At 62.5% G+C, this 19,604-nt stretch carries 18 protein-coding genes and 1 pseudogene; 11 read left to right on the top strand and 8 right to left on the bottom strand.

Annotation, left to right across the window (positions count from 1 at the left end; translation table 11 throughout):
* Positions 1–111: 111 nt before the first annotated feature.
* Positions 112–1,095 (top strand): AraC family transcriptional regulator, encoded by a 984-nt coding sequence (locus IVB13_RS12720; RefSeq protein WP_018460351.1) that lies wholly within the window; start codon positions 112–114, stop codon positions 1,093–1,095.
* An 83-nt stretch (positions 1,096–1,178) separates the two neighbouring features.
* On the opposite strand, the gene IVB13_RS12715 is transcribed toward IVB13_RS12720, so the two are convergent.
* Entirely contained in the window at positions 1,179–3,500 is a 2,322-nt protein-coding gene (locus IVB13_RS12715; protein WP_018460352.1) for a molybdopterin guanine dinucleotide-containing S/N-oxide reductase, read from the bottom strand.
* A 328-nt stretch (positions 3,501–3,828) separates the two neighbouring features.
* Here IVB13_RS12715 and IVB13_RS12710 point away from each other — a divergent pair, with 328 nt between their 5' ends.
* A complete protein-coding gene (locus IVB13_RS12710; protein WP_026234010.1) occupies positions 3,829–4,179 on the top strand; it encodes a RidA family protein in 351 nt (116 codons plus the stop codon).
* A 69-nt stretch (positions 4,180–4,248) separates the two neighbouring features.
* On the opposite strand, the gene IVB13_RS12705 is transcribed toward IVB13_RS12710, so the two are convergent.
* The 5 genes from IVB13_RS12705 to IVB13_RS12685 form a co-directional block, all read right to left on the bottom strand.
* Positions 4,249–5,457: a multidrug effflux MFS transporter gene (locus IVB13_RS12705; RefSeq protein ID WP_026234011.1), complete on the bottom strand. Its 1,209-nt coding sequence runs from the start codon at positions 5,455–5,457 to the stop codon at positions 4,249–4,251.
* A gap of 179 nt (positions 5,458–5,636) precedes the next feature.
* Complete coding sequence (locus IVB13_RS12700) at positions 5,637–6,812, bottom strand: helix-turn-helix transcriptional regulator (RefSeq protein ID WP_018460355.1); 1,176 nt, start codon at positions 6,810–6,812, stop codon at positions 5,637–5,639.
* 316 nt (positions 6,813–7,128) lie between these two features.
* Positions 7,129–7,731, bottom strand: coding sequence for a methanethiol S-methyltransferase (gene mddA / locus IVB13_RS12695; RefSeq protein WP_345946484.1), 603 nt, complete (start codon positions 7,729–7,731; stop codon positions 7,129–7,131).
* Positions 7,732–7,885: 154 nt separating this feature from the next.
* A complete protein-coding gene (locus IVB13_RS12690) occupies positions 7,886–8,311 on the bottom strand; it encodes a hypothetical protein (protein WP_018460358.1) in 426 nt (141 codons plus the stop codon).
* Positions 8,312–8,362: 51 nt separating this feature from the next.
* On the bottom strand, positions 8,363–8,920 hold the full coding sequence (locus IVB13_RS12685) for a methyltransferase domain-containing protein (protein WP_247295128.1): 558 nt from the start codon (positions 8,918–8,920) through the stop codon (positions 8,363–8,365).
* 209 nt (positions 8,921–9,129) lie between these two features.
* On the opposite strand from IVB13_RS12685, the pseudogene IVB13_RS12680 reads away from it, so the two are divergent.
* Together IVB13_RS12680 and IVB13_RS12675 are read left to right on the top strand one after the other, a co-directional pair.
* Positions 9,130–10,136, top strand: a pseudogene (locus IVB13_RS12680) (cupin domain-containing protein).
* A 574-nt stretch (positions 10,137–10,710) separates the two neighbouring features.
* Positions 10,711–11,493 carry a Crp/Fnr family transcriptional regulator gene (locus IVB13_RS12675; RefSeq protein ID WP_085348983.1) on the top strand — a complete coding sequence of 261 codons (783 nt, stop codon included), beginning with the start codon at positions 10,711–10,713 and terminating at the stop codon, positions 11,491–11,493.
* On the opposite strand, the gene IVB13_RS12670 is transcribed toward IVB13_RS12675, so the two are convergent.
* Positions 11,468–12,430 carry a hypothetical protein gene (locus tag IVB13_RS12670; protein WP_245288576.1) on the bottom strand — a complete coding sequence of 321 codons (963 nt, stop codon included), beginning with the start codon at positions 12,428–12,430 and terminating at the stop codon, positions 11,468–11,470. The two genes, IVB13_RS12675 and IVB13_RS12670, sit on opposite strands and share 26 nt — an antisense overlap.
* A gap of 12 nt (positions 12,431–12,442) precedes the next feature.
* The gene (locus IVB13_RS12665) at positions 12,443–12,730 is read right to left on the bottom strand and encodes a hypothetical protein (RefSeq protein ID WP_018460363.1); all 288 of its coding nucleotides are present in this window, start codon (positions 12,728–12,730) and stop codon (positions 12,443–12,445) included.
* A gap of 354 nt (positions 12,731–13,084) precedes the next feature.
* Here IVB13_RS12665 and IVB13_RS12660 point away from each other — a divergent pair, with 354 nt between their 5' ends.
* Genes IVB13_RS12660 through IVB13_RS12630 form a run of 7 tightly spaced genes read left to right on the top strand, consistent with a single transcriptional unit; the run spans position 13,085 to position 19,603 of the window.
* A complete protein-coding gene (locus IVB13_RS12660; protein WP_026234013.1) occupies positions 13,085–14,185 on the top strand; it encodes an inositol-3-phosphate synthase in 1,101 nt (366 codons plus the stop codon).
* Positions 14,185–14,784, top strand: coding sequence for a histidine phosphatase family protein (locus tag IVB13_RS12655; protein ID WP_018460365.1), 600 nt, complete (start codon positions 14,185–14,187; stop codon positions 14,782–14,784). The genes IVB13_RS12660 and IVB13_RS12655 overlap by 1 nt, the downstream gene beginning before the upstream one ends.
* Positions 14,781–15,884 (top strand): glycosyltransferase, encoded by a 1,104-nt coding sequence (locus IVB13_RS12650; protein ID WP_018460366.1) that lies wholly within the window; start codon positions 14,781–14,783, stop codon positions 15,882–15,884. Before IVB13_RS12655 ends, IVB13_RS12650 begins: the two co-directional genes overlap by 4 nt.
* 2 nt (positions 15,885–15,886) lie before the next feature.
* A complete protein-coding gene (locus tag IVB13_RS12645) occupies positions 15,887–16,696 on the top strand; it encodes a nucleotidyltransferase family protein (protein WP_018460367.1) in 810 nt (269 codons plus the stop codon).
* Positions 16,693–17,460, top strand: a complete 768-nt coding sequence (locus tag IVB13_RS12640) for a TIGR04290 family methyltransferase (RefSeq protein WP_018460368.1) — start codon at positions 16,693–16,695, stop codon at positions 17,458–17,460. The genes IVB13_RS12645 and IVB13_RS12640 overlap by 4 nt, the downstream gene beginning before the upstream one ends.
* Positions 17,457–18,410, top strand: coding sequence for a beta-xylosidase (locus IVB13_RS12635; RefSeq protein ID WP_018460369.1), 954 nt, complete (start codon positions 17,457–17,459; stop codon positions 18,408–18,410). Before IVB13_RS12640 ends, IVB13_RS12635 begins: the two co-directional genes overlap by 4 nt.
* Positions 18,398–19,603, top strand: a complete 1,206-nt coding sequence (locus tag IVB13_RS12630; protein WP_204511965.1) for a phosphopentomutase — start codon at positions 18,398–18,400, stop codon at positions 19,601–19,603. The genes IVB13_RS12635 and IVB13_RS12630 overlap by 13 nt, the downstream gene beginning before the upstream one ends.
* The last annotated feature ends 1 nt before the right edge of the window (position 19,604 follow it).

Below are 19,604 nucleotides of genomic sequence, written 5' to 3'. Positions count from 1 at the left end.
ACCACTAACGAGCTTGCAGGTCAGCTCACGCCTATCCTCTCACCATGGAAAACGTGGGCTTTGCGCGTTTGCTGGTTGCAAACAGCGGAGAACGCCCGGAGAGGACGAACGATGTTGACCAATTTGCAGGCAGGTGATGCCTGGATTGAATTTCCGGGCACCTCGGGGGATTGCGAGTTCCCCCGGGCAACACACGCGATCATTCGGGAGCGTCAATGGCGTCAGATCGATCCGCGCACGGGAGCGGCGGCCGAGGACATCGCGATCTCGCGATGGGAAGACCCGCGGAGCACCTCGTCGCACCAAGCGACGACGCCCGAGGATCGCTATTTCGTCGGCATCGCCCTCAAGACCACGCGCGCGAAACTGACCCGGGATCGCCAGGTCATTTTCGACGGGACCATGCCCGCGGGCACACTGTATCTCACCGCGCCGTCAAAGCCCCTCGCCGTACAATTCCAGTCGCCATGCGCCTTCTTGCACTTTTACATCTCCGCGGATCAATTTCCGGCACAATTTTCCGGAACTGAAGGTTTGAATGATCTCGTCCTGTTGCGCGATCCGCTCGCGGCCGAGCTTGCCAAGGCGCTGATCGAACTTGGCGACGCCGCGGACCACGAGTTCACGCGCTGCATTGGCCAAACCCTCGCGATGCATCTGGCGCGGCTGGAATTGCCACGCGCCAAGGTCAATGCCCTGCCGAAATGGCGGCTGCGGCGCGTCGAGCAATATATCGCCGATCATTTCCACCGCTGCATCAGCCTGTCCGAGCTCGCCAATGTCGCCGGCCTGTCCAGAATGCACTTTGCGGCGCAATTCCGCGTCGCGACCGGTTATCGCCCCCGCGAATATCTGCTCAATCACCGGATCGAGCAGGCCAAGACGTTGCTGGCGACCACCGAGCGGCCGCTGGCCGAGATCGCACTCGCCGTCGGCTTCAGCACGCAGGCGCATTTTTCGACTGTCTTCAAGCGCATCACCGATCAATCCCCGGCACGCTGGCGCCTCGCCAGCAAGGGCGAACGGCGAGAGGTGCAAGCACTCCCGCCGCGTCGTCCTGCTACGGAGAGGGACTGGATCAGCGCAGCCGCGTAAGCATTCGCTCGCGCCCTCATCCTCCCGGGCCTGCGAGCCACTCGGGGCCGTCCCTGCACCCACACAGGACGGCCCCTTTTTTTCTACACCGGATCGAAAGCCCGGATCGGCGGCAGATTGCCGGTGAACTTCTCGACCTCGACTGTCGTGAGCTGACCGGTGCAGCCTTGCGCAAAGGACGACGTGCCGACGTCGCGGGTGAGCACGTTCGGATTGCCGTGCACGCAGAGCGGCGCGTCGTCTTCGGGGTCCATCGGGTCGTACCAGGCGCCGGTCGGGAGCTGGACCACGCCGAGCGCGATGCCGTCGGTGACGTGGACCGCGGCGAGACAGGCGCCGCGCGCGTTGAACAGCCGGATGATGTCGCCGTGCTTGATCCCGCGTGCGTCTGCGTCCTGCGGGTTCATGCGCGCGACCTCGCGGCCGCGATGTTTGCTTTGAAGCGAATGTCCGCCGAAATCGAGCTGGCTATGCAGACGCGTCACGGGCTGGTTGGCGACCAGGAAGCACGGCGCCCCCGGCTTGGGCGTGTCGGACTTCTCCAGCCAGACCGGATGGCCCGGGCAATCCGCATCACCATGACCTGCGATCTTGGCAGAGAATATTTCGATGCGACCGCTCGGCGTGGGCAAAGCATGATTGACGGGATCGTCGCGGAAGCGGCGCAGCCGGCCACCGTCGTCGGGCTGCTGCGGCACCACCAGGCTGCCGCGCCGCCAGAACTCTTCGAAGCTCGGCGCTTCCAGGCCGCGCGCTTCGAGCGAGGCGCGGGTCGGCTCATAAAGATGTTCCAGCCACTGACGTGACGTCCGCCCCTCGGTGAAGGGCTCGCGCGCACCGAGACGGTCGGCAAGATCGGCGAAGATCTCGTAGTCGTCGCGCGCAAGGCCGAACGGCTCGGCGATCCGGTGCATCGCGACCATCAGGGGATCGTTGCTGGAATAGCCGATGTCTTCGCGTTCGAGCGTCATCGTCGAGGGCAGCACGATGTCGGCATGCCGGGCCGTGGCAGTCCATGCGAGCTCGTGCACGACCAGCGTGTCGACTTTCGCAAACGCCTTGCGCAGGCGGTTGATGTCCTGGTGGTGATGGAAGGGATTGCCGCCGGCCCAGTAGACAAGGCGGATATCCGGATAGGTGCGCGTCTCGCCGTTGTAGCGATAGGCGCTGCCGGGATTGAGCAGCATGTCGGCGATGCGCGCCACCGGAATGAAATCGCGGACAGCGTTGCGGCCCTGCCCTAATGTCGGCCCCGGCACGTCGTTGACGCGGCGACCGTAATAGCCGATTGCCCCCAACGAATAGGCGTAGCCGCCGCCGGAGAGGCCGATCTGGCCGAGCGCTGCCGCCAGCACCATGCCCATCCACACCGGCTGCTCGCCATGCTCGGCGCGCTGGAGCGAATGAGAGACGGTGATGAGCGCGCGCTTGCCGGCGAGCCGGCGCGCCAGCTTGCGGATTGTGTCGGTGTCGACGCCGCAGACCGCGGCGGCCCATTCGGCGTGCTTGGGTTGGCCGTCGCTCTCGCCGGTGAGATAGCGCAGGAAGACCGGCCAGCCCTCGGTGTAGCGATCGAGGAAGGCCTGGTCGTGCAGGTTCTCCGCGATCAGCGTATGAACGATGCCGAGCATCAGCGCGGTGTCGGTCCCGGGCACGCAGGTCATCCACTCGGCGCCGGCCTCGACGGGCAGGTCTTCGCGCAACGGGCTGACCAGGATGAACGCGCAGCCGCGGCGGCGCGCAGCTTCCATCGCGCCGCGCTCGACATGCTTGCTGATCGAGCCGCCTGCGACCATCGAGTTCTTCAGCGCCATGCCGCCGAACGCCAGCACGATGTCGGTATCAGCCGCGATCTGCTCCCAGGTGACATTGCGCTTGGTGATATCCTCGTAGCCGCAGAGGATCTGCGGCAGCAGCACCGAGGACGCGCCGGAGGAATAGGAGTTCACCGAGCGCACATAGCCGCCCAAGGCGATGTTGAGGAAGCGATGCACCTGGCTCTGGGCGTGGTGGAAGCGGCCCGCGCTCGACCAGCCATAGGAGCCGCCGAACACCGCGCCGGGGCCGCGCGTATCACGGATGCGTGCCAGCTCGTCGCCGAGCAGATCGAGCGCCTTTTCCCAGCTGACGGATACGAATTCATCGCGGCCGCGGCGATCGTCCGGACCCGGACCGCGTTCGAGCCAGCCGCGGCGGATCGCCGGCTGGGTGATGCGCGCCTGATGGCGTAGCGCGCCGGGAAAATTGTCGATGATGCGGTTCGGATCGGGATCGCCCGCATAGGCCCTGACCTCGAGCCCGGCCTCGCCTTGACGTGCCGAGAACACGCCCCAATGCGAGGTGTGCGGCTTGAAGCCGTCGGACAGGTCGAGGCCGGGGTCGGGGAAGCCAATCGTATCGTCCATCGTCGCATTCCTTGTTCCGGTCGCGGCACTGTCCCGGCCGCACCGATGTCATCCGCGTCGCAGTATAGCGATCCGCGCTTCGATGTCGTCGGGTCAGGGCCGGCGAAAATGCCGGGCGCTCGTGCAAGGACAGATTGGCGAACGTTCGCAGGAACGACCCGGCGGCGATTTTTCGTCCAATTTTGCTTTTATTTTCAACGCTTTAGTCGGTTGCATTCAGAGCCGCGCGGTCCGTCTTTCGGTGAGACTTGGCGCGAGATCTCTTTGCGACGACACTGACATTGAAATGTGCGATATGCCGCCCGTCACACACAACATCGGTCCCATCATGATCAAGCGCGTCTTGCCCTACGAGGGTCTGCTCCACGAAGTGGTCGAGCATCATGGCGTGCTCTACATCGGTGGAATCGTCCCAGAGGACACGAGCCTCGACATGTCGGGCCAGGCAAATGACGTCCTCGGGCAGTTGGCGCAGCTGCTCAAGACCCTCGGATCCGATCTGAGCAACGTCTTGCAGGTGACCATCTACATGACGAGCCTCAAGGAGAAGGCAGACTTCAACGCGGCCTGGAAGGCGCATTTTGCAGAGGCTCATCTGCCGGCGCGCGCCGCAATCGGCGTGGCGGATCTCGGTCCCGGCGTCAAACTCGAGATCACGGCCATCGCCGCTCGACAATAGTGGCATGCCAGGGCGCCGCAAAGAACCTCACACCAAACCCATTGTGTTCTCGGCAAGATCCACCTCAGATTAGCGCCGCTCGTGAAGGATAACCGCCACGAGCGACGTTACTGTCAGCACGATTCCTAGCCCGACGGCCGGATCGCTGGCGACAATCGCCGCGAGAGAGGCACCGCATGCAGCGCCCGCCATTTGCGAGAATCCGAACAGGGCTGCGGCGATACCGGCCTTGCTGCCAAACGGCGACAGCGCTGCCGCGCTCGACAGCGGGCTCACTATTCCCACGCCGAACAGAAAGACGGAAGCCGCTAACAGAAATGGCAGCAGCGCGCCGTTCGCGAGCAGCACCGCGCAAAGCAGCCCGGCGCCTCCGAGGACGGTTAGTCCCAAGCCGACCGACGTCGCACGGCAGGAACCAACCCGCGCCGATAGCCTAGGCGCCAGCATGCCGGCCGCAAACACCAGGAAGACCACGCCCGCAAATAGCTCACCAAGTTTGATTGGCAAGAATCCAAACGATTCGAGCAGCACCCGCGGCGCGCTGGAGAAAATCGCGAAAAGACCGGCCATCACCAGTCCAGCGGTTCTAGCAGGCGCAACGAACCGGCGATCCCGAACAAGCTCCAGATAGAAGCCGGCAATTTTGAGCGGATTCAGAGAACGACGCGCGCCGTCATTGGTTTCGCCGACGAAGGTCGCATAGGCCAAAGCCGTGCAGAGCGCGAAGGCCGCGACAAAGGCAAATTCCGAGCGCCAGCCAAAGAATAGATCGAGCGCACTCCCCAGCAGCGGTGAAAAGCCTGGGGCGGCCGCGGTTGCCATGGTGATCGAGGCCATGACCTTTGCAAGTGCCTGGCCATCGAACAGATCCCGGGCGATCGCACGTGAAAGCACCGAAGCCGCACATGCGCCGCAAGCCTGCATTGATCGGCCGATCAGCAGGCTCGATAGATCGCGCGCGAAAGCGCACCAGATCGTACCGGCGATGAAAATTCCGAGCCCTATCAGAATCGGCATGCGTCGCCCGAACCGGTCCGACAGCGGGCCGGCAATCAATTGCCCTATGGCGAAAATCGCCAGAAAGATCGTGAAGGCCGACGTGACCGCCGCGCTGGATACATGCAAATCGTCCGCGATGACCGGCAGCGAAGGCAAGAAGATGTTGGTCGCAAGGATTCCTGTCGCCGCCAGGGCACAAATCACTATTCTGCGCGCCGCCGCCCCTGCTTGACGTCCGTGCCCCGCCGCAGAAACCGTGCCCTCGACTTCAATGGACATGCTGCGCTCCCAAGTCCTGTCCAGATGCGGCGAGGCAGGGACGCCTGATCACCTACCCACTGCATGCTGGCCGGACGCATGCCATCCTGAACAACCACTGCTTGGGTGTCGTCCTGCGAATGTGGGAGGAGCGCGCAAATATTTGCTGCTTCTGGGTGCTGCAATGAGCGCCCTCTCTCCTATCCCGCCAGGGGCGTCGTATAGCCTGCAACCAGCTTGACGAGATCCGCCTGGCGCGCGGTGCCTGTTTTTTCAAACAACCGGCTGACATGCGTCCTAACCGTGCTATCGGCGACCCCGAACGCCATAGCGACCTCAGGAACGCCACCGACCTCGACGATGGCCAGCAACACGCGGAGTTCGGTCGGCGTCAGCTTGAACGCGCTGCCGATGGCTCCGGGAATAGAAGCAACCGCCAGCGACGCCTTGCGAACGAACAAGGCCGCCGTGGCGGTGTAAACAATACCAGCACGCCGACGCGCGCCTGACGTGAGGGGCAATGCATGGGCCACATAGCGGTCGCCCTCCCTGCCGGTCAGCGGCAACGCGATGCCCCTTATACCAAGTGCGGCATCGCCCTGCCCCGCGGTGGCGAAGACATCTCGCAGGGTGCGGTCGACCTGAGGATCGCTGGCGACCAGCCGCCCGCCCACGGAACTCAGAATATCACGAGCGTCGAGAATGGCATTGCCGGCCGTATTGGCGTGAATGAGACGTCCACCGGGATCGACGAGATACATGCCAGCACCGAGCCCGTCCAGCGTGTCAACGAACGTCGCGAGTTCAGCGGCCTTGAACTCGAACATCTTGCCGATCACGACGGCACGCCTGATATGCGGCGCGATCAGCCTCATTTGCCGGCGCGCGTGCTCGTCGACGAGCCCATTTCGCCGGTGGCGGAAGACCCCGAAAATAGCTGTGCTGACCGTGGTCCTGTCGACAACCGCGCTGACAAAATCGACAAGCCCCTGGGGCTCGGCCCACTGCCGGTATAGTTCACTCTGGGTGAGTGCTGCGAAAGACATCAAATCGGTCGTCGCGATCGGCTGCTCGAGGTCACCGAGAAAGTGCCCCTCCGCGGAGGAATAAATCTGCCGAAAGAGTTCGACCCGCAACGGCACGTCAAATCCAAAGCGATGGGGCACCGTGGCGTGCTGGACACCGACGTCCTTGCAGAACAGCCCGCCTGCTGCGCCGCCAACGAATTGCACGATGCTGACGATGGCGTCTTCCCAACGAGAGGGATCGATGGCGGCATCGTAGATGACGCTGATCAGGTCGCTCAGTTGCTGCTGATCATCTGAATTGTCTTTCGACGATTCCGAAACCGACCGCGGATGTGAAACCCTGTTCATTCGAAGACGCGCCCCCGGTGTGAGGATAGCTGTGAGACAACTTTAAGCTTTTCCGCTGATAGCGAGCCGGTATCGCGCTCAAATCATTTTGATCGTGTCCCACCGGAGCCGCAGGGAATATCGGCCATCCTTCAAATGGAGGATGGTCATGCGGTCGGTGATCCTCTTGGCCGGACGCCGCAGGTTGAAATGAGTTGATCAGAACGCGATGCGCACGCCGCCCTGGCCGTGTCGATACGGCTGCGACCGGACGCCGCGCCGCTTGAATCCACCCCTGCTTGCGGACTGATTGGCCTGTCTTGACGAGCGTCTCGGGTCAGATGTCGGCGTCCTGGGACGCGGCGAAGCTTCGGCATGAAAGCGGGACGAGCATGGCCGCGTGACGGCGGTAGCGGCGATACCGGTTGCCGAACTGCTGGATCAGATCGTGCTCTTCCAACTGAATGCCGATCAGGATGTAGGCTGTGATGCCAAGCGAATAGACCAGATGACCGACCGTCATCGCAGGCGTGGCCCAGACTGCGAGCAGGATGCCGAGATAGATCGGATGGCGGACATACCGGTAGAGCAACGGCGTGCGGAATTTGGCTTCGGGCGGTTGTTTACCGAACAGGTGCATGAACACCTGGCTGAGGCCGAACAACTCGAAATGATTGAGAAGAAACGTGCTGACCACCAGCACGACCCAACCCAGCCAGAAGACGGCGTCGATCGCCCCCGCCGCGACCGGGTGGTTCACGGTCCAGACCGGCGTGGGGATCGGCTGCCACTGCCAGTACAGCAACAGCAGTGCAAAGCTGGCGAACAGCACGTAGGTGCTGCGCTCGACCGAAGCCGGCACGATTCGCGTCCACCAGCGCTTGAAGCCCTGACGCGCCATCACGCTGTGCTGGATCGCGAACACTCCGATTAGCAGCACATCGATAACAATGCTTGCCAGAACCGGACCAATGGCCCCGGAATCGATAGACTTTGGAGGAGCAGGTTCCCGGTGAAGCCAGTGAGATAGAGCAAGGCGACGAGCGTGACACCGTAAGCGGCAGTGCCGTAGAGGACCGCAACTAGACCTGCCATCAATCTTCTCCCAGAGAGTTCATTTTTTTTGCATCGATTCGTCCGATAGCGGCGGCGGCTGCGGCGGTGCTTACAATGAAGAGATTTCGAGCAGCGACTGGCGCGGGTACGTCACCCCGGGGCCGCGGCGGTGATCCCGGATTCTGCACGGTGACCATCCAAGAGCTTGAATTCATCATCACGCCTTCAGGGCGGACGAATTGTTTCAACTCGTCCTTCAAGGCCGCCACCAGCGTATCAAACAAACGAGCAGCCTTCGGACCGGCTTCGCGATAAACCTCCCCTGCGGGACCGATCGCGAGCTGAAACGCGACCGCTTCGTCAAGATCTCGCCCGACCAAGACTTCGGCATCGATCCGTTCGAACCTGATGCCGCCGTAGCCGGCAATCATCAATTGCCGAGTCACGGCCTCGGGATCGGTCATAGAAAACGGTCCGGGCCCGCAGGTTGCAGCGTCTTCCCTGACGGGGGGCAGCTAGCGAAGCAGAACCTCCTTCGACAGTGTAAGCCACGGATTGTCCGCCCGTTCGCGCCAGACGACCATCGTCATCAGTCCACCCGGCTTGAGCGCAAATCGCAAGTTGCTCAAGCCAGCCGTTGGGTTTTCGAAGAACTGGGTTCCAAAGCGAGAGAAGCAAAAATCATGTACCGGCTCGAACGGATGGGTCTGAACATCCGCTTCGAGAAAGCTGAGATTGGTCACCCCTGCCTCCTTCGCATCTGCGCGGCCGACGTCGAGGAAGGCATTGCAGCAATCGAGGCCGAGGACGGATCCGGTCGGTCCGACGCGCCGCGCAAGTTCAATTGCGGTGTCGCCCCAGCCACATCCCACATCCAGGGCCCTGTCGCCGGCTCTGATCGGCAGCGACGGGAAGACTTTAGCGCTATGCAGGTGAAGGCCGCCGGCGAGGATGTGCCGCCACGCATTGAATTTCGGAGCCAGTACAGCGTTCCAGAAATCGATATACGGCGTGACGGTTGCGGTAGCCTGCGCGATGCTCATGATCGGGATATCCGTCTGCTTGGTTGCCATCCAGAACCCCGTCGTGGCGTCCCGCTTTTCCATTCTTCCGCAACCGGTTCCGCGTCCGCCTGACCGTCTGGACAGCGTCTCAAGGAAACGTGGAGGAATCGGTTGCTTGGCAGTTCATTCATGAGCCCCGTATAAGCGCGGGGACCGCCACGGTGAATGATCGCCCAGCCGGATCAGTTGACCGATCGTCCAAATCTGAGATTAGCCTAATGATCGATCCGCTATCGGAAGTGCTTCGATCGGTTCGCCTGACCGGCGGCATTTTTCTGGATGCGCGGTTCACCGCGCCGTGGAGCGTCCATACGCAGATCGTCGCTGAGGACTGCGTGACCTTCGCGGTCAAGCCCTCGCTGCTGATCGCTTACCACTTCGTCATCGCCGGAAAATTTCTGCTCAGCGTCGACAGCGAACCTACAGTCGAGGTGCGGGCCGGCGAGATCGTACTGCTGCCCAAAACGATGTTCATACACTCGCCAGCGACGCGGGTCTGGTACCGACAAACGCGCGTCATCTCATTCAGCCGTCACCGGATGGGGGGCTGGCAAAAATTATGCACGGCGGAGGCGGTGAGCCGGCGCAAATCGTGTGCGGTTTTCTCGGCAGCGAGGAAACCTATAATCCGTTGATCGCGGCCCTGCCAAGAGTGCTGAAGCTCGACATTCGCGAGGGGGTCGCACGCGACTGGATCGAGGCTTCAGTGCGATATGCAGCCGGCGAACTGACGGCCGGCAGGTTCGCCTCGTCAAACCTGATGTCTCGGCTTTCCGAACTGCTGTTCGTAGAGGCGATGCGGCAATATTCCGTGACATACACCGATCAAGATGGAGGATGGCTGAAGGGGATTGCCGATCCGAAAATCGGACGCGCGCTCGCCTCCATTCATCATAACGTCGGGCTGCCGTGGTCCGCGGAAGTCCCTTGCGAGAGAAGTCTCGATGTCGCGGAGCGCCTTCGTCGACCGCTTCACAACCCTGATCGGGGTGCCACCAATCCGGTATCTGACCATCTGGCGGCTTCAGGCAGCCAAGGTGAGCCTACGAGAAACACGCAAGCCGATCGACCAAATCGCAGAGGAAGTGGGTTACGGATCCGGAGAAGCATTCAGCCGGGAATTCGGCCTGGCGCCTGCGCGATGGCGGCAACGCTGACAACGCAATTGATTGCGCAAGCGTCAAGTTTCAGAACGAGCCTCCATAGGGGGACGATCAGGAAATGATGCGTCGCCGTCGCGGCGAGAGCCGTAGCGGGTCAAACCGGCCCTGGACGGTCGGAATCGCACCTCTTGTCTATCTCGCACAGCGGAGCATGTGACCAGCTGATACGCACGTCCTAGTGCCCTCGGCGTGGACCTGGAGCACGGGCACGCGTCACGCACGCCAATTTCAGTGCGCACAAACCCGCGCGATATCGGCGACGGGTCGAGATCGGCGAAGGCACGCACATGGTCCTGCTGGAGAAGAACCGGTTGCAGGCCTTCGACGCGATCAATCAGTTTCTCTCGGAACAGTATGAGCATGACTAGCGCGATCTCCGCGGATCCCGCCGCGAGAAACACAGATGCTTCGCCTGAGCGCGACTCGCGCTTCCGGTTCCCGAATCGTCCGATCCTTGAGGACGATCGCATGCGCCGTCTACTATTCCGGAACCGTTTGATCGATCGCCCTCGCACTTCTGGGCGCATGCTGGGCAGACAAACAATGACCTGCATGGAGTAAAACTATCAAAGTTTAATGCGCTCTGTCGTTCTCATCGATCAAATTGGGGACGGGTTCTGAGTTATTAGGCGACCAATGCAGGCAGGATTTGCGTTCTCCAAGCTCGCCGACCGGTTGGCGAGCCTCACTCCCGTAACGGCCGACGATCTCCACCTGCTCGCGGACATGGCAAGCACAATCGCGCATCTCGGTTCGCGTCAGGCCGTTTTGCGGCATGGCGATGATGCCACCCAGTGCTGCCTGCTCCTTCAGGGATATCTGTCGTGGCAGGATGCAGAGAGTGCGGACGGGCAGATCACGTCAATCCATGTTCCCGGTGACATCGCCGATCTACACACGCTTTATCGTCCTCGCGTTGACGGCAACCTGATCGCGCTCGGCCCTGCCATCGTCGCTCTCGTGCCACACCGCTTCTTTCACGATTTGTCCGCGCGTTCGCCCGCGATGTCTCGCGCATTGCTGCTGATGCTGCTCACCACCCACGCCATTCAGCGCAACTGGACAGTGAACCTGGGTAGCCGTGATGCATTGACGCGCGTGGCGCATCTGCTGTGCGAGATCACCACCCGGCTGCAAAGCGTCGGCTTGGCGAGAGATTTCAGACTGCCGTCACCCTTCACCCAATCGGACCTTGCGGCAGCATGCAGCATCTCCCCGGTCCACGCCAACCGCACGATTCAGGAACTGCGACGATGCAATCTCCTGCAATGGCAGGGCAAGACGGTAACGATCACGGACTGGCAGGGACTCGTGCGGCTCGCAAGATTCGATCCGACTTACCTGAGCATTTCGTCCAGCCGCGACGATGCGTCGTCCTCGCGTCTCAGGCCACTTACGGCGGACCTTGCGCTCGCTTGAGCTCCTTTCGGACGACACCTTGGAAACTTGCGGAGCGTGCAATCAGGGCCTCCCGCACCTCTTCAAGGACGCTATCCCAGTTGCCTGGTGTCCTCTGATGAAACAGCCGCAGGCTCGGATACCAAAGGGAATGGGCCTCGGATGCCGGCCAGCGCCAGTCGCAATCCGCATGCAATAAGACCCACGCCTCACAGCCGAGTGCTCCCGCGAGATGGGCCACCATAGTGTCGACGCAAATGACGAGATCGAGCCGCTGGAGGAGATGACCGAGAACCGTAACGTCAGGCGTGCTGACGTCCCTCGCGCCGATCTCGGCCAGTTCGCACGTTCGGGCCCCGCGTTGCAGTGAGCAGAGCGTCACGCCGGGAACGGCAAGATGTCCCAACAGGGACGGCGGAACGGTCCTCCGCTTGTCCCAATTGCCGACTTCCCAAACCAGGCCCACGGCAAGGCCCCTGAGTTCGAGACCTCGGTCTTGCGGGAGCGCTGGTTCGACCTTGGTCGGCAACGACAGGTAAGGTGCGCGCATCTCGACCTGCTCTCGCCTCGCCCTTATGGCATGCGGCACCTCCATAATCTCGATATCGACCTCGAAGTCGACCTCAGGTGCACCATCATGGAGCGCGAAGGCCCGATCGACGCCAGCCGCTCGCTCGACCAGCGGCAGAAGCTCGCCCTGGCACCAGACCGTGACGCGGCGCGCGACGTCACGAAGCGGCCGCATGAAGCGCAGGAACTGGATAGTGTCGCCGAGCCCGTGGTAGCAGCGGACCAGCACATCCTTGCCCCTCAGTTCCTCACCACGCCAGATCCGCTGCAGGTGACGCGGCCCGGTGTGCTTGGGTGGATACGCAAGCATTGCCAGATCGCGGTCATTGATTGCCCAGGCGCGTTCGAAGTCGCCTGCCCGCATCGCCTCGGTCCAGCTGCCCGACACGTGGCGATCCAACTAGCGCCGTACGAATTTGTGAAAGCGGCTCGGCTTCCCATCCTTGGTCTGGTCCTGATGGAGGAAGGCAATGCCGGCCTCGTCGAACTTGGCGAAGAATTCGTCCCAGCTGATCCGATCGAGACCTTCGTCGGGCGGATCGAAATCGATGCGCAGGATACCGGCGTGTCCGTCCTCCTCCGTGGCCTTGACCGTTGCAGGCTTTCCGCCGCGCTCCTCCGCCCATTTCCGGATCACATCATGGCTGGTGGTCTGCTGGGCTTCGCTGGTTTGTGATTTGGATGACATGTGACACCTCGATTGCTGACAAGGAGCGAGCGACGGATCGGCCCTCGCGTCGGACTGTTTCGCCGTGAACGCCGGGCGCGAGCATTTGTTCTTTCGTAGGCCGGACTCTCTCAAAACATCATCTTCTTCATCTTCATCATGGAAGCTTTTCGTTCCCACCAACCCGCCCGGGATTCTATCCCAGGTTAAGCGCGCGAGATTTTTTCGGCCGGAATCCGACGTGAGGCGGACATAGTGCAGTGAGTTCAGGAACGAACATACGTTCCCCACGTTCGCCGACGTACTTACGTCAACACTGCATCTCTTCAACACTGCATGCCTTAACGCTGCACGTCTTCCGGAGGGCCTCTAGCCATGCATTCTCGTCTTCAGGACAGGCGGCGCGTGCGCGTCGGCATCGTCGGTGTCGGCAATTGTGCGAGCTCCTTCGTTCAAGGGCTCTCCTATTACCGGGACGCCAAATCGAATGAACCGGTGCCTGGGCTGATGAACGCCGATCTCGGCGGCTACCACATCAGCGACATTCAGGTCGCGTCGGCCTTCGACGTCCATGCCGGCAAGGTCGGACGCGACGTGGCCGAGGCGATCTTCGCAGCGCCGAACAACACGCACCGCTTCTCCGACGTCGCCCCCACCGGCGTCATGGTCCAACGCGGCCCCGTCATGGACGGTGTCGGCCATTATCTAAAGGACGACGTCCCGATTGCGGATGTCCCGGAAGCCGACGTCTCCGAAGTGCTCGCGACCTCGCGCACGGACGTGCTTGTGTCCTATCTTCCCGTCGGCTCGCAGCGTGCGAGCGAATTTTACGCCGCGCGCGCGATCGAGGCCGGCTGCGGCTACGTCAATTGCATCCCCGTCTTCATTGCCTCGAATCCCGACTGGCGGCGGCGTTTCGAGGATGCAGGCCTGCCGATCGTCGGCGACGACATCAAGAGCCAGGTCGGCGCCACCATTCTGCACCGTGTGCTCGCCAATCTCTTCCGTGAACGCGGCGTACGGCTGGACAGAACCTACCAGCTCAACATCGGCGGCAACACCGATTTCAAGAACATGCTCGAGCGCGAGCGGCTGACATCAAAGAAGATCTCCAAAACCCAAGCCGTAACCAGCCAGTTCGACGTGCCCATGGATGCCGATAATATCCATGTCGGCCCGAGCGACCATGTGCCGTGGCTGACCGACCGCAAGCTGGCCTTTATCCGCCTGGAGGGCACCACGTTCGGCGGTGTTCCCTTGAGCGCGGAAGTCAAGCTCGAAGTCTGGGACTCCCCGAACTCGGCGGGTGTCGTGATCGACGCGGTCCGCTGCGCCAAGCTCGCCATGGACCGCGGGCAGGCCGGCGCGCTGACGGGCCCCTCGAGCTATTTCATGAAGTCGCCGCCTCAGCAGTTCACGGACGAAGAGGCCGGACGGCGAACGCGCGCCTTCATCGACGACAAGGCGTATACCTGATGGCGAAGATCATTCATCTGATCCGCCACGGGCATCATGCCCTGCTCGGCCGCACGCTCTGTGGCCGGATGAAGGGCGTAGAGCTCGATGATCTCGGCTGCGAGGAAATCGCGCGATGCGCCGATACTTTCACGCCCCCGCCGAGCATGGTTCAGTCGAGCCCGCAGCGGCGCTGCATGCAGTCGGCCTGCATCCTGGCGGCGCGCTTCGGCTTGCCGGTCGAGATCGTGCCGGCACTCGACGAGCTCGACTACGGCGAATGGACCGGACTGTCGTTCGAGGCGCTCGCCCGGGATCCCCGCTGGTCGCGCTGGAACGAACAACGCGGAACGAACCGCCCGCCGGGGGGCGAAAGCATGCGGTCGCTTCAGAAGCGCGTCGTCGCCCATCTGGAGCAGCTGCGCAACGATCATGGTAGCGGCACCGTCGTCGTCGCCGTCAGCCATGCCGAACCGATCCGCGCGGCGCTGCTGCACTATTCCCGGAAAGAGCTCGACGACTTCCTCTCGATCGAGATCGACCCCGGCAGCGTCAGCACCCTCAGCGTGGACAATCGCGGACTCAAGATCACCGGGATCAATCAGCGGGTGCCAGCGTGAAGATCGTCATTTTCGGCCTGACAATTTCCTCGTCCTGGGGCAACGGTCACGCCACCCTGTGGCGAGGGCTTTGCAAGCATCTCGCGCGAGCCGGCCACAGCGTCGTCTTTTTCGAGCGCGACGTGCCCTACTACGCGGGCGCGCGGGATTTGCACGAACTGCCCGGCGGGCAATTGCGACTGTTCTCGAACTGGGACGATGTGCTGCCTTTGGCGCGGAGCGAAATCCGTGATGCAGATGTCGCGATCATAACGTCCTATTGTCCCGACGCGATCGCCGCGACAGAGCTTGTCCTGTCCGAGGGTCGTGCGGTGCCCGTGTTCTATGACCTCGACACGCCGGTCACGCTGACGAAGCTGATGGCCGGCGAGGCCGTTCCCTATATCGGGCCGCGCGGCCTGCGGGATTTCGCCCTGGTCCTGAGCTTCACCGGCGGCTCCCGCATCTGCAACGAATTTCGCGACAGGCTCGGCGCCTGCAACGTCCGCCCGCTCTACGGACACGTCGATACGGACATCCATCGGCCGGTGCCGTCGCAGCCGCATTACCGTGCGGATCTGTCCTATCTCGGCACATATTCGCAGGATCGCCAGCGCGCACTCGAGGCTCTGTTCGTCGAACCCGCACGTAACAGGCAGGATCTGCGCTTCCTGATTGGAGGTGCACAATATCCGGAAGATTTTCCCTGGTCGCCAAACATCTACTTCGTGCAGCACTTGCCGCCGTCGGAGCACGCGGCGTTCTTTGCGTCATCCCGGCTGACACTCAACGTCACGCGCCGCGCCATGGCCGAGATGGGCTGGTGCCCCTCCGGCCGCCTGTTCGAAGCCGCTGCCTGCAAGGCCCCGCTGCTCAGCGACGACTGGCCGGGACTCGATGAATTCTTTGTACCTGGGCAGGAGATCCTGATCGCATGCGATGCGAAGGACACGCTTGCTGCGTTGACGATGGCCGACGCCGAGCTTCAGCACATTGCCGGTCGCGCCTATGAACGGACCATGGATCAGCACACATCCGACAAGCGCGCAGCCGAACTGATTTGGCTGCTCGAGCAGACGGCATCGCTCGGCGCGCGCCGACAGCAACCCGAGGAGGCCTGATCATGTGGGGCATCGTTCCGGCCGCGGGCCGCGGCAGCCGCATCCAGCCGCTCGCCTTCTCCAAGGAGTTGCTTCCGGTCGGAAGCCAACGGGACGACGGCATCGACCGTCCGTGCGCCGTCTCCGAATATCTGCTGGAGCGGCTGATCCTTGGGGGCGCCGACAAGATCTGCTTCGTGATCTCCCCCGGCAAATCGGACATCCTCGAATATTTCGGCGATCATTATGGCAGCGCCCAGCTCGCCTATGTCGTGCAGCCCGATGCGTCGGGGCTGTGCGATGCCGTGTTCAGGGCGGGCACGGTCGTTGGCCACGACGAAGACGTCCTGGTCGGACTTCCGGATACCGTATGGTTCCCAAAGGCGGCCTTGCAGACGTTGCCGGCCGCCGACCTGTCGTTTCTGCTGTTTCCGGTCGAACATCCCGAGTTCTTCGATGCCGTCGTGCTCGACGGCGATCGCGTCACGGAGATCCAGGTCAAGCAGCCGGATGCGGTGTCGAAATGGATATGGGGCGCCTTCAAGATGTCCGGCCACGGATTTCGCGAGCTTCAGTCGTTGTGGACGAAGCGCGACCGCCGCGATGAATATTTCGGGACGCTCGTCAATGCCTACATCGCGGGCGGCGGCCAGGGTCTCGGCGTCAAGGCCGGCGAATCCTATGTCGACGTCGGCACCATCGATGGCTACCGGACGGCAATGGCGTTGCTCGCGGAAAGCTCCGCCGGGAACGGACGCTCTCGACTGCTGGCCGGCGGTTCGCCGGAGGCAATCCGCCCTGCCTCCGCAATGAACAATGGAGTGACCGCATGAGCAGAGGCGCCCTCTCCCGCGAGGAAATCCGCCAGCGCGTCGATGCGCTCGGGCCATGGTTTCACAATCTGGACCTGAACGGCGTGCCGACAGCGCCTTCACACTTTCTCGGCGACTATCCCAACGTGAAATGGCGCCGCTTTTCCGGGATCATTCCGGACCGCCTCGAAGGCAAGACCGTGCTCGATATCGGCTGCAATGCCGGTTTCTACGCCATGGAGATGAAGCGGCGCGGCGCCGAGCGCGTCCTCGGCCTGGACACCGACGACGAATATCTCGCGCAAGCCCGCTTCGCGGCCGAGGTGAACGGGCTCAGGATCGAATTCCGCAAGATGTCAGCCTATGATGTCGGCCAGCTGCGCGAAAAATTCGATCTCGTGATCTTCATGGGCGTGCTCTACCACCTGCGGCACCCTCTGCTGGCACTCGACCTGATCCACGAGCACGTGGCTGACGATCTCCTGCTGTTCCAGTCGATGCAGCGCGGCGACAGCCGCGTGGATTCCCTCGACAAGAACTATGACTTCTGGACCACCGATCAGTTCGATTCCCCGGGCTATCCAAAGCTGCACTTCATCGAGAACAAATATGCCGACGACCCCACCAATTGGTGGGTGCCGAACCGCGCCTGCGCCGAAGCCATGCTGCGCAGCGCCGGCTTTGCGATCGCGGCGCATCCGGAAGAGGAAGTCTATCTCTGCAAACGGGTGACAAGGCCGCAGGCGGAAGGTCCGGTTTATCCGTCGCGGGAGACTGGCCGATGATCGAAGCCGCCAAGATCTGGAACGAGCCCAACAACAAGTCGCACTGGGACATCCTGATCGATCCGGATTGGACCATGTTCGCGAGCCTGTCGCTCGCTGCCGGAAAGGCGATCCGCAGCGCGCATCCCACACTCCCACGTGTGCTTGGCGGCATATCGCCGATCGATCCGTCCTTCCTGCGCAACATGCAGGCGCGCGGCGTACTCGATCATGTCGATGTCGTGGCCGTGCACGGCTTTCCGCTGGACTGGAACCTGTGGCAGATCGCGGAATGGCCGGCCAAGATCGACGAGATCAAGGCCGTCACCCCGCTGCCTGTTTGGGTCACGGAGGTGGGAGTCTCGTCTTTCGGCGCCGAGGAGGTGCAGGCTTGGGGCCTGACCCGAACGGCGGAGTTGTTGATCGGCCGCGCTCCGCGCATTCACTGGTACAGCCTCTACGATCTGCCTTCGAGTTGGGAGGCCACGACCCGGCACAAGGAAGCTGAAGGTTCATCCTACTACAGGCATTTTCACATGGGCCTGCTACGCGAGGACGGAACGCCGAAAGCCTCGGCGGACCTGTTCGCCCAATATGCACCTGCGATGGGCCTGTGCCAGTGGTTTCACTTCGAGGACCACCGCCTCGACGACGCCGTGCGCTGGATGCGCCGGCTGGGCGTGCAGCATCTCAGGACTGGCCTGTCCTGGGCCGACAGCTTCCGTCCCAATGCGCTCGACTGGTTCGATCGGCAGATGGACGCGCTGGCCGAGTTTCAGGTCACGGTGACCTTCTGCTTCACCCCGGAACATCGGGGTATCGAGCCTCATCACACCAGCCCGCCGCTCGACGTGAACGAGTTCGCCGAGTTCTGCGCGCAGATGGTCGAACGCTATTGCGCGAAAACCGGGCTCGCGCCGTCCGCAGCGTCTTCGCGCCCGGCCATCTCGGAGCCGACATGCGTGCCGTGATCCTGGTGATGGACTCCGTCGGGATCGGCGCCGCGCCCGATGCCATCAATTACGGCGACGAGGGTGCCGATACCGTCGGCCACATTGCCGAGATGTGCATGGCCGGCAATGCCGACGGACCGCACCGGGAGGGGCCGCTTCAGCTTCCCAATCTGGTTGCGCTCGGCCTTGGCCAGGCTTGCCGTCTCGCCACCGGGCGCGTGCCGCCGGGGCTCGATGGCCCAACTGAGCATGCGCGATTTGGCTGCGCGAGCGAGATCTCCAAAGGCAAGGACACGCCCTCGGGCCATTGGGAGATCGCCGGCGTGCCGGTGCCATTCGACTGGGGCTATTTTCCAAGAACCAAGCCATGCTTCGCGCGCGACCTGACGGAGAGCCTGTGCGAACAGGCTCGAGTGCCCGGCATCCTCGGGAACTGTCACGCCTCCGGCACGGAGATCATCGCCGAATTCGGCGAGCGTCACATCAGAACGGGCGAACCGATCTGCTATACATCGGCCGACAGCGTGTTTCAGATCGCAGCGCACGAGGAGACGTTCGGTCTCGAACGCCTCTATGAGGTCTGCCGTGTTGCACGCCGACTGGTCGACCCCCTCAACATCGGGCGCGTCATCGCACGCCCCTTCATCGGCACGTCGGTAGGTGACTTCAAGCGAACAGCGCACAGGAAGGACTTCTCCGTCCCCCCGCCGGAGCGAACGATCCTCGATCTTGCCGAGAGCGCAGGCCGTGACATCGTAACGATCGGCAAGATCGACGACATCTTCGCCCATCGCGGCACCGGGAGGAACCTGCGCGGCGATGGCAACCAAGCGCTGTTCGATGCCACGTATGATGGGCTGGCCTCTCTCGCGGAGGGCGGGATGTTGTTCGCCAATTTCATCGATTTCGACACGCTGTACGGCCATCGCCGAGATGTGGCAGGCTATGCAGCGGCGCTCGAAGCCTTCGATGCGCGAGTTCCGGATCTTTTGAACCGCCTGCGCGAGGATGATCTCCTGATCATCACGGCTGATCATGGTTGCGATCCGACCTGGAGCGGTACCGATCACACGCGGGAACAAGTGCCGGTTTTGGCGTGGAGCGCGCGGTTAACTTCTCCGATCGGCAAGCGCGCCGGATTTGCGGACATCGGCGCGACGGTCGCGAGCCATCTCGAGCTGCAGGCACCGGGTCACGGCGTGTATTTTTAGC

This window comes from Bradyrhizobium sp. 17 (genome assembly GCF_023073515.1).
Taxonomy (GTDB): domain Bacteria; phylum Pseudomonadota; class Alphaproteobacteria; order Rhizobiales; family Xanthobacteraceae; genus Bradyrhizobium; species Bradyrhizobium canariense_D.
The sequence above is the reverse complement of the archived record's forward strand: the minus strand, read 5'-3'. Positions and strand labels throughout refer to the sequence as shown.

Coding starts and splice junctions, on each gene's coding strand:
- IVB13_RS12630 (WP_204511965.1), top strand. CDS start 18,398: ATGCGTGCCGTGATCCTGGTGATGGACTCCGTCGGGATCGGCGCCGCG.
- IVB13_RS12640 (WP_018460368.1), top strand. CDS start 16,693: ATGAGCAGAGGCGCCCTCTCCCGCGAGGAAATCCGCCAGCGCGTCGAT.
- IVB13_RS12705 (WP_026234011.1), bottom strand. CDS start 5,457: ATGTCCATTGAAGTCGAGGGCACGGTTTCTGCGGCGGGGCACGGACGT.
- IVB13_RS12675 (WP_085348983.1), top strand. CDS start 10,711: ATGCAGGCAGGATTTGCGTTCTCCAAGCTCGCCGACCGGTTGGCGAGC.
- IVB13_RS12720 (WP_018460351.1), top strand. CDS start 112: ATGTTGACCAATTTGCAGGCAGGTGATGCCTGGATTGAATTTCCGGGC.
- IVB13_RS12635 (WP_018460369.1), top strand. CDS start 17,457: ATGATCGAAGCCGCCAAGATCTGGAACGAGCCCAACAACAAGTCGCAC.
- IVB13_RS12655 (WP_018460365.1), top strand. CDS start 14,185: ATGGCGAAGATCATTCATCTGATCCGCCACGGGCATCATGCCCTGCTC.
- IVB13_RS12710 (WP_026234010.1), top strand. CDS start 3,829: ATGATCAAGCGCGTCTTGCCCTACGAGGGTCTGCTCCACGAAGTGGTC.
- IVB13_RS12665 (WP_018460363.1), bottom strand. CDS start 12,730: ATGTCATCCAAATCACAAACCAGCGAAGCCCAGCAGACCACCAGCCAT.
- IVB13_RS12700 (WP_018460355.1), bottom strand. CDS start 6,812: ATGAACAGGGTTTCACATCCGCGGTCGGTTTCGGAATCGTCGAAAGAC.
- IVB13_RS12645 (WP_018460367.1), top strand. CDS start 15,887: ATGTGGGGCATCGTTCCGGCCGCGGGCCGCGGCAGCCGCATCCAGCCG.
- IVB13_RS12660 (WP_026234013.1), top strand. CDS start 13,085: ATGCATTCTCGTCTTCAGGACAGGCGGCGCGTGCGCGTCGGCATCGTC.
- IVB13_RS12685 (WP_247295128.1), bottom strand. CDS start 8,920: ATGGCAACCAAGCAGACGGATATCCCGATCATGAGCATCGCGCAGGCT.
- IVB13_RS12690 (WP_018460358.1), bottom strand. CDS start 8,311: ATGACCGATCCCGAGGCCGTGACTCGGCAATTGATGATTGCCGGCTAC.
- IVB13_RS12715 (WP_018460352.1), bottom strand. CDS start 3,500: ATGGACGATACGATTGGCTTCCCCGACCCCGGCCTCGACCTGTCCGAC.